Annotated in this window: 17 protein-coding genes; all 17 read right to left on the bottom strand. The window is 71.0% G+C overall.

The window, feature by feature from the left end; translation table 11 throughout:
* The gene (locus tag AB0B33_RS11255; protein ID WP_360769710.1) at positions 1 to 813 is read right to left on the bottom strand and encodes an alpha/beta hydrolase; all 813 of its coding nucleotides are present in this window, start codon (positions 811 to 813) and stop codon (positions 1 to 3) included.
* Positions 814 to 858: 45 nt separating this feature from the next.
* Positions 859 to 1,620, bottom strand: a complete 762-nt coding sequence (locus AB0B33_RS11250) for a TIGR03943 family protein (protein ID WP_360769707.1) — start codon at positions 1,618 to 1,620, stop codon at positions 859 to 861.
* Entirely contained in the window at positions 1,617 to 2,624 is a 1,008-nt protein-coding gene (locus tag AB0B33_RS11245) for a permease (RefSeq protein ID WP_360770364.1), read from the bottom strand. Before AB0B33_RS11245 ends, AB0B33_RS11250 begins: the two co-directional genes overlap by 4 nt.
* Positions 2,625 to 2,750: 126 nt before the next feature.
* Entirely contained in the window at positions 2,751 to 3,176 is a 426-nt protein-coding gene (locus AB0B33_RS11240; protein WP_247020868.1) for a YbjN domain-containing protein, read from the bottom strand.
* Positions 3,173 to 3,988: an isoprenyl transferase gene (locus AB0B33_RS11235; protein WP_247020866.1), complete on the bottom strand. Its 816-nt coding sequence runs from the start codon at positions 3,986 to 3,988 to the stop codon at positions 3,173 to 3,175. The genes AB0B33_RS11240 and AB0B33_RS11235 overlap by 4 nt, the downstream gene beginning before the upstream one ends.
* Before the next feature lie 40 nt (positions 3,989 to 4,028).
* Complete coding sequence (gene recO, locus AB0B33_RS11230; RefSeq protein WP_360769703.1) at positions 4,029 to 4,790, bottom strand: DNA repair protein RecO; 762 nt, start codon at positions 4,788 to 4,790, stop codon at positions 4,029 to 4,031.
* Positions 4,791 to 4,842: 52 nt separating this feature from the next.
* The gene (locus AB0B33_RS11225; RefSeq protein WP_247020862.1) at positions 4,843 to 5,322 is read right to left on the bottom strand and encodes a CD225/dispanin family protein; all 480 of its coding nucleotides are present in this window, start codon (positions 5,320 to 5,322) and stop codon (positions 4,843 to 4,845) included.
* Positions 5,323 to 5,385: 63 nt separating this feature from the next.
* On the bottom strand, positions 5,386 to 6,468 hold the full coding sequence (locus tag AB0B33_RS11220) for an RDD family protein (protein ID WP_360769700.1): 1,083 nt from the start codon (positions 6,466 to 6,468) through the stop codon (positions 5,386 to 5,388).
* Positions 6,469 to 6,649: 181 nt separating this feature from the next.
* On the bottom strand, positions 6,650 to 7,105 hold the full coding sequence (locus AB0B33_RS11215) for a DUF2752 domain-containing protein (RefSeq protein WP_360769697.1): 456 nt from the start codon (positions 7,103 to 7,105) through the stop codon (positions 6,650 to 6,652).
* Positions 7,102 to 7,464, bottom strand: a complete 363-nt coding sequence (locus AB0B33_RS11210; RefSeq protein ID WP_360769694.1) for a CD225/dispanin family protein — start codon at positions 7,462 to 7,464, stop codon at positions 7,102 to 7,104. The genes AB0B33_RS11215 and AB0B33_RS11210 overlap by 4 nt, the downstream gene beginning before the upstream one ends.
* A gap of 26 nt (positions 7,465 to 7,490) precedes the next feature.
* On the bottom strand, positions 7,491 to 7,850 hold the full coding sequence (locus AB0B33_RS11205; protein WP_247020854.1) for a CD225/dispanin family protein: 360 nt from the start codon (positions 7,848 to 7,850) through the stop codon (positions 7,491 to 7,493).
* A gap of 177 nt (positions 7,851 to 8,027) precedes the next feature.
* Positions 8,028 to 8,924, bottom strand: a complete 897-nt coding sequence (era, locus tag AB0B33_RS11200) for a GTPase Era (RefSeq protein ID WP_247020852.1) — start codon at positions 8,922 to 8,924, stop codon at positions 8,028 to 8,030.
* Positions 8,921 to 9,259, bottom strand: a complete 339-nt coding sequence (locus AB0B33_RS11195; RefSeq protein ID WP_360769690.1) for a cytidine deaminase — start codon at positions 9,257 to 9,259, stop codon at positions 8,921 to 8,923. The genes era and AB0B33_RS11195 overlap by 4 nt, the downstream gene beginning before the upstream one ends.
* Positions 9,252 to 10,598, bottom strand: coding sequence for a hemolysin family protein (locus AB0B33_RS11190; RefSeq protein WP_247020848.1), 1,347 nt, complete (start codon positions 10,596 to 10,598; stop codon positions 9,252 to 9,254). The genes AB0B33_RS11195 and AB0B33_RS11190 overlap by 8 nt, the downstream gene beginning before the upstream one ends.
* Positions 10,599 to 10,663: 65 nt before the next feature.
* On the bottom strand, positions 10,664 to 11,221 hold the full coding sequence (gene ybeY, locus AB0B33_RS11185) for an rRNA maturation RNase YbeY (protein WP_247020847.1): 558 nt from the start codon (positions 11,219 to 11,221) through the stop codon (positions 10,664 to 10,666).
* Positions 11,218 to 12,291 (bottom strand): PhoH family protein, encoded by a 1,074-nt coding sequence (locus AB0B33_RS11180; protein ID WP_247020844.1) that lies wholly within the window; start codon positions 12,289 to 12,291, stop codon positions 11,218 to 11,220. The genes ybeY and AB0B33_RS11180 overlap by 4 nt, the downstream gene beginning before the upstream one ends.
* Positions 12,292 to 12,373: 82 nt before the next feature.
* Positions 12,374 to 12,733 carry a histidine triad nucleotide-binding protein gene (locus AB0B33_RS11175; protein ID WP_360769686.1) on the bottom strand — a complete coding sequence of 120 codons (360 nt, stop codon included), beginning with the start codon at positions 12,731 to 12,733 and terminating at the stop codon, positions 12,374 to 12,376.
* Positions 12,734 to 13,010: the final 277 nt, after the last annotated feature.

Raw genomic sequence — 13,010 nt, 5'->3', positions numbered from 1 at the left:
TTAGGCCGGGGCGGCGTCGGCCGTCGCGAAGTGCAGAAGCAGTTCGCTAGTCGGCTTCGGGGCCTCGAAGAGCGGGATGTGCCCGACGCCGGGGAGCAGTTCGACGCGCGCGCCCGGCACCGCCTCGTACTGGTGCGCCGACCGCGGGTCCCAGCGGGGGTCCGCCGCGCCGAACACCACCAGCACGGGCCGGCCGAGGCCGGCGAGGCGCTCGGGGACGCTCCGTTCGGCGACGTACGCGGAGTAGTCGCGCAGGATCCGCCGGAACGTGCGGTAGCCGATGTTCTTCAGATCGGCGACGGCGTCGTCCGGGACGTCCACCGGGCGGGCGGTCGTCGCGCGGATTCCCTTGCGGATCACCGCGTCCGACCGCCGTGCCCACAGCAGCGGGCCGAACGGCGGGGCCAGCAGGGCGCGGATCACCCACGGCTGCGGCAGCAGCGCGTCGAGGCTCGGGCCGGTGCTGACCAGCGCCAGCGACCGCACCAGGTCGGGGCGTTGTTCCGCCAGCGCCGTCGCGACGTAGCCGCCGCTGGAGTGCCCGGCCACGGTGACCTGCGCCGGCCCGAGGTCGTCGAGCAGCGCGGCCACGCGAGCGGCCTGCCCGGGCACGGCGTACGACGCCGCGGGCGGCGACTGGCCGCACCCCGGGAGGTCGACCCGGATGACGTGGTGGCGGGCGGCGAGGATCCTGGCGATCGGACCCCAGGACGCGCCCGAAGCACCCGATCCGTGGATGAGCAGCAGGGGTGGCGCCTGCTTCGCACCGTCGTGGACGACGTGCATCCCGTGCGTACTGCCGTGAACTCCCATGTGCCGGAATCTAAGCCGCCGCCGGCCGTCCGTCTTGGACGAATGTCAGTACTCGTAAGGATCCTTGGGGGCCGGGACCGTCGCCAGCGAGGACGGGGTCAAGTCGGGGGTGTAGCTGTTCGCCTTCGTGGCCGTGCCGGGGACCACCTGGCCGGTCACCCGGATCCACGCGTCGCTCGCCAGGTGGTCCGCTTCGCCGCCGCGGAGGCGGACCGTCACCGGGAACGCGTCGGCCGCGCAGCAGCTGATCACCAGGCGGGCCAGCAGGGTTCCGCCGTCGGCGTGGACGACGAACCCGGTCAGGGAGACGGTGCGGCCGTTCAGGGTGCCTGCCGCGTCCCAGCCCGCGCGGCTGACGAACTCGTTGACCGCCAACGGAACCGGGTCGCCGGCCGGGAGTGGCGGGAACGACGCCGCGTTGGCCGCCGCCGCGCTCGCCGGGACCCTGGACTCCGTGCGGATCACCGAATCGGCGCCGAGGGCCGGGGGTGCGACCAGGAACACCGCCAGTACCGGGACCAGCAGGAGCCACGCCGGGCGGGCCGAGTGGGCGTGGCCGTGACCGTCGTCCGGGGAACCCGGCTCGACGACGGCCGGGTGCGCCTCGCCGTCGGGGCGGGAGGTGCGGACGGACAGCAGGTCGCGCACGATCGCCACCGCGCCCAGCAGCACCATCACCGCGCCGCCCGTGATGATCCAGGGTTGCTGCGCAGGCTTCACGTACCTCAAGTAGTCGCCGTTCAGCGCGATCTTGATCAGCGCTCCGCCCAGCAGGAGCAGCAGGATGTTCTGCGTCTCGCGCTTCACGCCACCCCCACCAGAACCCCGGCCACGACCGCGCAGGCCGTGGCCACCACGAACGTCGCCGGGGCGAAGCGGATCGCGAACGAGCGGCCGAACGTGCCTGCCTGCAAGGCGAACAGCTTGACGTCCACCGCCGGGCCGACGACCAGGAACACCAGCTTCGGCAGCAGCGGCAACGCCGTCAGGGACGCCGCCACGAACGCGTCCGCCTCGCTGCACAGCGCCAGCACCACCGCGAGCACCGCCATCACCAGCACACCGAGCACGAGCTGCTCGCCCAGTACGCCGAACCACTTCGCCGGCACCAGCACGTTCAGCGCCGACGAGATCAGCGCGCCCAGCACGAGGAATCCGCCGGCCTCCACCAGGTCCGTGCGGGCCGTTTCGGCGAACACCCGCCACCGCTGCCCCGGCGCCACTTCGGGGAGGCGGCGCAGCGCGCGGGCAGTGATCCATTCGAGCTTGCCCCAGCGGGCCCACAGCCAGCCCATCACCATCGCCGTCGCCAGCGAGCCGGCGAAGCGGGCCAGCACCATCTCCGGCTTGCCGGGGAACGCGACCGCGGTGGCCACCAGCACCACCGGGTTCACCGCCGGCGCCGCCAGCAGGAACGTCAGCGCCGCGGCCGGTGCCACGCCCTGTCCCATCAGCCGGCGGGCCACCGGCACCGACGCGCACTCACAACCCGGCAGCGCGACCCCGGCCAGCCCGGCCACGCCGACCGCCGCACCGGACCGGCGGGGCAGCACCTTCTCCAGCACGCGAGCCGGCACGAACGCCGCGATGGCCCCGCTGATCAGCACGCCCAGCACCAGGAACGGCAGCGCCTGCACGCACACGGCGACGAACACGGTCGAGCCGGTGCGCAACGCGGGCACGTCGAACAGCTGCTGCAGCCAGCCCTGGCCGAGGATCGCGACCAGCAGGATCGCGCACAGCACCTCGACCGAGCTGATCCGGAAGCGGCGCGTGCGCCGGCCGGGCTCGGTGCCGGAAGTGGAAACGATGTTCACGACGACGATGATGCCAGTGCCCACCGACACGAAATGACCCGCACAGGTCGCGAACGGTCGGATCCGGTCCGTTTCCGACCGGAATCCGCCGTTCGCGGCGGAATCTCCACCCCTTGTGGGTTACCCGGCGGACCCGATACCCGGCAATTCCGTCCGCAGCTGCGACGCCGTCGACACGACCAGCATCAGCAACGTCCCCAGCGCCGCGGCGTCCAGGCCCGCGGCCGGGAACGCGTACCGCAGCGTGACGTCGACCCCGGAGTCGGTGTGCCCGACGCCGAGCGTCCCGAACAACCCCTGCCCCGCCCGCTCGGCGACCGCGACCGACAGCCCGGGCCCGTCCGCCAGGTCCCAGCCGACCACACAGGTCAGCGAGAGCACGGTGAGCCCCTCGCCGAGCCGGGTCGCCTGGATGACGCACGGGACGTCGCCGTGGGAGAACGTCAGCGCGCCGTCGTCGTCGACGCGCACCTCGAGGTAGCGCTCGAGCGCTTCCTTCGCCTGCGTCAGCAGTTCCGCGGTCTCCGCCGCTTCGGTCGCGCTCACGAGGAGGCCGCCTGGTCCACGGCGCCGCCGAAACGCCTGTCCCGCTTCGCGAACTCCAGGCAGGCGCGCCACAGGTGCGTCCGGTCGAAGTCCGGGAACAGCGTGTCCTGGTAGACCATCTCGGCGTACGCGGACTGCCACAGCAGGAAGTTCGACGTCCGCTGCTCCCCCGAGGGCCGCAGGAACAGGTCCACGTCGGGCATGTCCGGCTGGTACAGGTACTTGCCGATGGTCTTCTCGGTGACCTTGCCGGGGTCGAGCTTGCCGTCGGCGACGTCGCGCGCGATCCGCTGCATCGCGTCGCCCAGCTCGGCCCGGCCGCCGTAGTTGACGCACATCGTCATGTTCAGCGCCGTGTTGTGCTTGGTCTTCTCCTCGGCCGCCTGCAGCTCCTTGATCACCGAAGCCCACAGCTTGGGACGGCGGCCCGCCCACCGGATGCGCACGCCGATCGAGCCGAGGTAGTCGACCTGGCGGCGGATGGTGTCGCGGTTGAAGCCCATCAGGAACCGCACCTCTTCGGGGCTGCGCTTCCAGTTCTCCGTCGAGAACGCGTACACCGAGAGCCACTTGACGCCGATTTCGACGGCGCCGGCGGCGACGTCGATCATCACCGCCTCACCGCGCTTGTGGCCTTCGATCCGCGGCAGCCCGCGCTGGTTGGCCCAGCGGCCGTTGCCGTCCATGACCAGCGCGACGTGCTTCGGCACCAGCTCGCGAGGGATTTCCGGCGGCTTGGCGCCGGTCGGGTGCGGATCGGGGGCCCGCAGCTCATACCGCGACGCCTTGTTCTCGCGTCCCCTGCGCAGCACTGCGAGCCTCCCTGACTGGGTGAAACCGATCAGCCCGACCTTACTGCCCGGGCGCGGTGGTCTCCCGGGCACGTCGCTCGACGAGGGGAAGGGACCGGAGCTGGCGCTCCAGGTGCCACTGCAGGTGCGCCGCGACCAGGCCGCTCGCGTCGCGGCGGGTGCCGGGCAGGGTCGACTCAGCCATCGTCCACTCGCCGTGCAGCAGGGCCGTGAGCAGGTCCAGGACCTCGGGCGCGGGGTGCACGGACCCCGGGACGCGGCAATCCTGGCACATCGACCCGCCCGCGGGGACGCTGAACGCGACGTGCGGGCCCGGCAGGCCGCAGCGGGCGCACTCGGTGAGCGCGGGCGCCCAGCCGGCGTAGGACATCGCGCGGAGGAAGAACGCGTCGAGCACGAGGGACGCGTCGCGCTCGCCCGCGGCGAGGGACCGCAGCGCGCCGCAGACGAGGAGGTAGAGCTTGAGCACCGGCTCGCCCTCTTCGGCCGAGAGCCGGTCCGCGGTTTCGGCGATCGCGCTGGCCGCGGTGTAGCGCTGGTAGTCGGCGACCAGCGGCAGCTGGAACGCGTCGACGGTCTCGACCTGGGTGATGACGTCGAGCGTGCGCCCGGTGTAGAACTGCACGTCGACGTGGCCGAACGGCTCCAGCCGGGCCCCGAAGCGGGACGACGTCCGCCGCACGCCCTTCGCGACGGCCCGGACCTTGCCGTGCCGCCGGGTCAGCAGGGTGACGATCCGGTCGGCTTCACCCAGCTTGTGCGTGCGCAACACCACCCCGGTGTCGCGGTAGAGGTTCACCACCCCGACATCGTCCCACTTCCGGGCGATGGCGGGGTGGTGCGCCCCGCGGGAATCAGCAGTAGTAGCCCGTGCAGTACGTGGCGGCGGTCGTGAGCGCGACGATCCAGACGATGATCGCGATCACGCAGCCGAGGCCGCCGACGATGGTGGCGATCAGGCAGAGCGTCTTGGTCGTCCGCGAGGCCTGCTCCGCCATCGCGTAGTTGCCCTGCATCTTGTACGTCTGGACCTCGTTCGACTTCATGATCGCGAAGATCGCGAGGATCCAGAACAGGAAGATGCAGCCGATGGCCCAGCCCTTGTAGTCCTTGATCTGGTTGATGTCGCCGCCACCGCCGGGCATGCCGTAGCCGGGGGCGCCGAACCCACCGGTGGGCGGCTGGCCGTACGGCGCGGGCTGGCCATAGGGCGCGGGCTGCCCGTACGGGGCGGGCTGGCCGTAGGGCGCGGGCGTAGCGCCGGACGGCGGGCCGTAACCCGGCTGCTGCGGCTGCTGGCCGTAGGGCTGCTGCTGGCCGTAGGGATCGGTCATGAACTTGTACCCCAACTACTCGTGATTTTCCGCCGGGTCACCCCGTCGGTGGTGCGGGAAAAGCTAGTGCTGGCCGAACTGCCCCGGGTCGATCTTGCGGGTCTGCTCGGTCTCGTCCTGGTTCTCGGGACGCAGCATCTGGGTGCGCTCGGCCTGCTCGTCGAAGGCGGACGCGCCGCCGGTGTCCGGGCGCAGCATCTGGGTGCGCTCGGCCTGCTCGTCGAACGGGGACCCGCCGGGCGGCGGCGCGAGCGGCTGGCCCGGCTGCGGGAAACCACCGGAGGGCGGCTGCGGCTGGCCGAAACCGCCCGGCGCCGGCTGGTCGAACGCGCCCGGGGCGGGCTGCTGCGGGAACCCACCGGACTGCGGCGGCTGCCCGAACCCACCCGGCTGCGGCTGGCCGAAACCGCCCGGCGCCGACGGCGGCTGCTCGAAACCACCGGAGGGCGGCTGCGGCTGGCCGAACCCACCGGGCGCGGACTGCGGCTGCTGCGGGAAACCGCCGGGCGCCTGCTGGCCGAACTGGCCGGCCGGCGGGTAACCACCCGCGAACGACTGGGCGCCCGGTCCGAAGGGCGAGGGAGCGGCGGCGTCGTCGGCCCGGACGACGACGGTGCCGACGATCTTGTCGGCGAGCGTCTGGGACTTGTCGTCCCACAGCGGCCAAAGCCAGCCGACGTAGCAGATGATGTTGTCGACGAAGTGGGCGAGGTCGCGCACGAACGCCATGGCCGGACCGACCGGCTGTCCGTTGTCCTCGCGGACCAGCTTGACCTTGGCGATCCGCTTGCCCACCGACTGGCCGGTGTTGCCCTGCTGGATCCACCGGTTGTAGATGGTCCAGCCGAGCCAGGCGAGCGACCCGATCACGGCCAGGAGCGAGCCGGCGTCCCCGCCGGCGAAGGACAGCGGGATGACGATCAGGTACAGCACGTAGATGGGCCCGAAGTCGATGAGCCAGCCGATCGCGCGCTGGCCCCAGTCCGCGTAGTTCCGCGGGGCGCCGAAGGGGGTACCCGGCTGGCCGTACGGCGCGGGCTGACCGAACGGCGACGGCTGGCCGTACGGCGTCGGTCCCGGCTGTCCGAACGGCTGCTGGCCCCCGGGCTGCTGCCCGAAGGACTGCTGGCCGTAGGGATCGGTCATTGGGTCTTCCCCTCGCTGGTCACTTCCCCGACGCGCGGAAACGGATCCGCCCTCATCGGTCCGGTCCGCGGGAGCGTACTCGCTCCGGTCGCGGCCGCGCCTCCCAGGCATCGGCTGTCCGGGTGACCCGCGCGCCGGTCCGACGCGGCGGGCGGAGCACCGGTTCCCCGGCGCGCCGGATTCAGACGCGCAGCGCCGTGAACGGCGCGAACGGCAGGTTGCGGATGACGAACCAGACGACGAACACGAGGGAAAACACCAGTGGTGTCCAGCGCCAGTGCAGCCAGCTGTCCATCGCCCGGCCGCGCAGCCGCCCGAGGGTCCACGTGGCCGTGCTCCACACGAACAGCAGCACGACCACGAACGACACGGCGTTGTAGTGCAGCGCCGCCGGGATGTCCCCGTGCATCAGGCTGTACGCCATCCGCATGCCGCCGCAGCCGGGGCAGTCGATGCCGAACAGCGCCTTGGTCGGGCAGACGGGCAGGAACCCGCCGGGGGTGGTCGGGTCGCCGGCCCAGACGACCGCGCAGCACACGCCGAGCCCGGCCACGAGGGCCAGCGGCGGCGCGAGCGCGCGCAGCTTGGCCTTCGTGCCCCGCGCCGGGATTCCCGTGTAGACGGTCGTCGCGATCACGGCGTGTACCGGTCCGCGTTCGCGCCGACGACCACGATCATCACCACGATGAACGCGATGTAGAGCAGCAGGAGGATCCCGGTCGTGATCGCCGACCACATCGCCCACTTGCGGGCGTCGTCGGCCGCCTTCCGCGCCTCGGCGTGCATGCCTTGGAACCACAGCGAACTGACCTGGCTGGACTTCACGATCGAGACGATGCCGAGCGGCAGGCAGCAAAGCACCGTGCTCAGGATCGCCCAGACCATGTTGTTGTCCGGCGGTGGCCCGTAGTTCGGCGGCGGGTAGCCGTAGCCGTAGCCATAGCCGGGCGGCGGCCCGCCCGGGGGCGGGTACGGCGGCGGGTACTGGTCGGTCACCGGGATCCTCCTGCTGTTCGGCTACGTCAGTATGACGTCGTGCCCGCGCCGAACGTGAAGACGCCCGCGATCATCAGGATGATCCACAGCACGAGCCACACGACACCGACGACCGCGGAGATGATCGCCCACTTCTTGGCGGAGTCGGCGGCTTCCTGCGCGGCGGCGGTCTGGCCCTGCGCCCAGAGCCCGTTCACCTTCGCGGCCTGCACGATCGACACGACGCCGAACGGGAGGCAGCAGAGGATGGTGGTGAGGATGGCCCACACCAAGTTGTTGCTCGGGGGCGGGCCCGGCTGGTACCCGCCCGGCTGGCCGCCGGGGTAGTTCGGCTGCCCGCCGGGCTGGTCGCCGGGGTAGTTGGGCATGCCCTGGCTGTCGGTCATTTCGGTCGGTCCCCTTCGTCGTGCTCCATGGACGACCACTGGTTCAGCGGCCGCCCCGACCGGCCGCGGTGTGGTCGAGGTGCGAACTGTAGGGGGCCGGATCGGCGCGCGCCCCGGGATTGGTGCCGTCGCGACCGAATCGAGACCAGGAATTCCCGCGGGCGTCCCACCCGCCGGTCAGAAGCCCAGCCGGCGCAGCTGACGGGGGTCGCGCTGCCAGTCCTTGGCCACCTTGATGTGCAGGTCGAGGTACACCTTGGAGCCGAGCAGCCGCTCGATGTGCTTGCGGGCGGTGGCACCGACCTCGCGCAGGCGCTCGCCCTTGTGCCCGAGGATGATGCCCTTCTGGCTGGGCCGTTCCACGTACAGGAACGCGTGCACGTCGATGAGGTCGTCGCGGCCTTCGCGCGGCAGCATCTCTTCGACGGTGACGGCGATCGAGTGCGGCAGCTCGTCGCGGACGCCTTCCAGCGCCGCCTCGCGGATCAGCTCGGCGACCAGGGTCTGCTCGGGTTCGTCGGTGAGCTCGCCGCCCGGGTAGAGCTGGGGGCCTTCGGGCAGCCGCTCGACGAGCAGCTTCGCCAGCGTGTCGACCTGGAAACCGTCCACTGCGGACACCGGCACCAGCTCGGCGAAGTCCATCACTTGCTGCAGGGCGAGCAACTGTTCGGCGACCTGCTGGGGCTGCACGAGGTCGGTCTTCGTGACGATGCCGACGACCGGGGTGCGCTTCGCGATCTTCTGCAGCTCGGCGGCGATGAACTTGTCGCCGGGGCCGATCTTCTCGTTCGCCGGCACGCAGAGGCCGACGACGTCCACTTCGGACCACGTCGCGTGCACGATGTCGTTGAGCCGCTCGCCGAGCAGGGTGCGGGGGCGGTGCAGGCCGGGCGTGTCGATGAGGACGAGCTGCGCGTCCTCGCGGTGGACGATGCCGCGGATGGCGTGCCGGGTGGTCTGGGGCTTGCTGGAGGTGATCGCGACCTTCGTGCCGACGAGGGCGTTGGTCAGCGTCGACTTGCCCGCGTTGGGGCGGCCGACGAAGCAGGCGAAGCCGGAGCGGTGTTCGGTCATCGCTCGAGCACCTCGAGCACTGTGCCGTCCGGGGCGGCCAGGATGATCGGCGCGTACTTCGCGATGTCGCGGACCGCGTGCACGGACGCGCCCTTGAGCAGGCCTTCTTCGCTGACGACGGCGGCGGCCTCGATGCCTTCGGCGCCGCTGGACAGCGCGGCGGCGACCGCGGCCTGGAGCGCGGTGAGCTTGAACGACGGCTGGTCGACCGTGCCGGCGGCGTAGGTGCGGCCGTCGGTGTCGCGGACCGCGGCGCCCTCGGGGGCCTGGATGCGGGCGCGCGAGGACCGGGCCAGCACGACCAGCTTCTGGTCATCCGCCTCGAGGTCAGGCATGTTCGACGCTCCTGTCGCGTTCGTCGGGGTGGGGTACGCGCGTACGGCGGCGGGTGGTCCGGTCGCCCGGGTCCGTCATCGCGTCGGCGTCGGCCGGGTGCACCACGACGGAGGTGATCCGCATGCGGCCGCGCCGGTCCTTGCCCCCTTCGGCGAACAGCCGAAGGCCGGCGACCTCGGCTTCGGCCCCCGGCAGCGGGACCCTACCCAGTCGTTCCGCGAGCAGGCCGCCCACGGTCTCCACGTCGTGGTCTTCGAGGTCGATGCCGAAGAGTTCGCCCAGGTCGTCGACGCCCATCCGGGACGACACGCGGACGGCGCCGCCGTCGAGCTCCTCGACCTCGGGGCGCTCGTCGGCGTCGGACTCGTCGGTGATCTCGCCGACGATCTCCTCGAGGACGTCTTCGATGGTGAGCAGGCCGGCGGTGCCGCCGTACTCGTCGACGGCGATCGCCATGTGGTTGTGCGAGCGCTGCATTTCCTTGAGCAGCTCGTCGAGGCGCTTCGAGTCCGGGACGAAGGACGCTTCGTTCATCAGCGTGCTGACGATGGTGCTGGCGCCGTCCGGGTCCATGTACGCCGCCATCAGGTCCTTGATGTTGACGACGCCGACGATGTCGTCGACCGACTCGTCGATCACCGGCAGGCGGGTGAAGCCGGTGCGCAGCGCCAGCGCCAGTGCCTGCCGGACGGTCTTGGTGCGCTCGATCCAGACGATTTCGGTGCGCGGCACCATGACTTCGCGGGCGACGGTGTCGCCCAGCTCGAACACCGAGTGGATCATCTCGCGCTCGGAGTCCTCGACGACGCCGCGTTCCTGGGCGAGGTCGACGAGTTCGCGCAGCTCGACTTCGGAGGTGAACGGGCCTTCGCGGAAGCCCTGGCCGGGCGTGATGGCGTTACCGATGAGGATCAGCAGCCGGGACAGCGGGCCGAGGACGGAGCCGAGCACGCGGACGGGCCCGGCGACGTAGCGGCCGATGCGGTAGGGGTGCTGGCGGCCGAGGGTGCGGGGGCCGACGCCGATGAGGACGTAGCTGACCACGACCATGACGACGGCGGCGACGAGCACGGCCAGGCCGAGCGGGGCCAGGCGGGTGCCCACGAACACCGTGACGAGCACCGTCGCGGTGAGCTCGCAGCCGAGGCGGAGCAGGAGCAGCAGGTTGATGTGCCGCCGTCGTTCGGCGACGACCGCCGAGAGGTGGCGGGCGCCGGGCAGCCCGAGCCGGGCGAGGCCGTCGGCCCGGGCCTGCGAGACGGTGCTGATGGCGGCGTCGGCCGCCGCGAAGACGCCCGCCAGGAGGACGAGCGCGATCGCGAAGAGGAGCTGGACCATGACCGGCGGCTAGGGTCTCGCGCCGGGGGTCCGGTGACGGCGGCCCGGCCTCGTGGTGCCGGGCACTACGGCGTTTCCCCGGCCGGCGGCTCGGTCGCGTCGAGTCCGGCGATGCCGAGGACGCGGTCGTCGGTGTTGCGCTGGGCGTTCTGCTTGTCCAGTGCGGCGACGGCGTCCTGGTACTCGCCGAGGATCCGCTTCTGGAGGGCGAACATCTCGCGCTCCTCGGCGGGTTCGGCGTGGTCGTAGCCGAGCAGGTGCAGGCAGCCGTGCACGGTGAGCAGGTGCAGCTCGTCGATCAGGGCGTGGCCCGCGGTCTTGGCCTGGTCCTTGGCGAACGCCGGGCAGAGCACGATGTCGCCGAGCAGCGCCGGGGACGCATCGGGCGCGTCGGGGCGGCGGCTGGAGTCGAGCTCGTCCATGGGGAAGGCCATGACGTCGGTGGGGCCGGGGAGGTCCATCCAGCGTTCGTGGAGGTCTTCCATCACGTCGAGGGTGACGAGGAGGATGGACAGCTCGGCGAGCGGGCTGACCTCCATCTTGTCGAGGGCGTAGCGGGCGGCGGAGACGATGGACGTCTCGTCGACGTTGACGCCGGATTCGTTGGCGATCTCGATGCTCAACGCCGGTTGCCCTTCCAGCCGTTGCCCTGCTGTCCCTGCGCGTCCTGCACGGCCTGCCACTTCTCGTAGGCGTCGACGATGCTCGCGACGAGCCGGTGCCGGACGACGTCCTGGCTGGTCAGTTCGGCGAAGTGGAGGTCATCGACGCCGGTGAGGATGTCGCGCACGACCCGCAGGCCGCTGCGCTGCCCGCTGGGCAGGTCGACCTGGGTGATGTCGCCGGTGACGACGATCTTGGAGCCGAAACCGAGCCGGGTGAGGAACATCTTCATCTGCTCGGGCGTGGTGTTCTGGGCCTCGTCGAGGATGATGAAGGCGTCGTTGAGGGTGCGGCCGCGCATGTACGCGAGCGGCGCGATCTCGATCGTGCCGGCCTGCATGAGCCGCGGGATGGACTCGGGTTCGACCATGTCGTGCAGCGCGTCGTAGAGCGGCCGCAGGTAGGGGTCGATCTTCTCGTTGAGGGTGCCCGGCAGGTACCCGAGCCGCTCACCGGCCTCGACGGCGGGCCTGGTCAGCACGATCCGCGTGACCTGCTTGGCCTGCAGCGCCTGCACGGCCTTGGCCATCGCCAGGTAGGTCTTGCCGGTACCGGCGGGCCCGATCCCGAAGACGACGGTGTGCTTGTCGATGGCATCGACGTACCGCTTCTGGTTCAGCGTCTTGGGCCGGATGGTCTTCCCACGCCGGGAAACGATGTTGAGACTCAGCACCTCGACCGGCGACGCATCCCCGGAGGACAACATCCCGATCGTGCGACGCACGGTGTCGGGCCCGACCTGCTGCCCCCCACCGGCGAGCTGCACGAGCTCGGCGAAAACACGCTCGGCGAACGCGACGTCGGCCGGGCTCCCGGTCAGCGTGACCTCGTTACCCCGAACGTGCACGTCAGCGGCGAGAAGCTCTTCGGCGACCCGCAGGTTTTCATCCCGAGACCCGAGCAGGCTCAGCGCGGCAGCGTCGGGAATGGGGAACCGGGACTGCGCAGCCTGAACAGCGGAATCCTCGGCCTTCGCGACGTCCCCAGGGACGTCCGGACGGGCGGCTCCACCCGGTACGGTTCCGGCCACGTGGCCTCAGGCCTGCTTTCTCGGTGAGTACGACTGGACCCCACCGATGCTACTGGCACCCCCCGACAAGACGCAGGCCGGTTTAGCTACCAGCACCGAACAGCCCGAGCGGCTCCCCGCCGAGCACATGGGCATGCACGTGGAAGACGGTCTGCCCGGCATCGCCATCGGTGTTGAACACCACCCGGTACCCACTCTCGAGCACTCCTTCGAGCTCGGCAACGCGACGAGCGGTCAACGCAACGTCAGCAAGCAACTGCGGCTCGGCGGCAGCCAACTCCCCCAGGTTCCGATACCGCTTCTTGGGCACGACGAGCACGTGAACCCGAGCCTGAGGCCGAATATCCCGGAAAGCAAAGGTGGTCTCATCCTGATAGACGACATCAGCAGGGATCTCACCAGCAATGATCCGCTCGAAGAGCGTCTCGTCGGCATCACTCATGAGCAGACCCTACCGACCCCGCCCATCGAAACCGGCACGGAGCGCAACTCGCGGGGGTCCAGAGCTCGCCCCACACACCGACCCCGAAAGGAACTCACAGCGGTCCGGAGCTCGCCCCACACACCAGCCCCGAAAGGAACTCACAGCGGTCCGGAGCTCGCCCCACACACCAGCCCCGAACGGAACTCACAGCGGTCCGGAGCTCGCCCCACACACCAGCCCCGAACGGAACTCACAGCGGTCCGGAGCTCGCCCCACACACCAGCCCCGAACGGAA

The sequence above is a fragment of the Amycolatopsis sp. NPDC049159 genome, from assembly GCF_040648295.1.
In the GTDB taxonomy this organism is placed as follows: domain Bacteria; phylum Actinomycetota; class Actinomycetes; order Mycobacteriales; family Pseudonocardiaceae; genus Amycolatopsis; species Amycolatopsis pretoriensis_A.
This window is presented reverse-complemented; position numbering and strand designations above follow the sequence as displayed.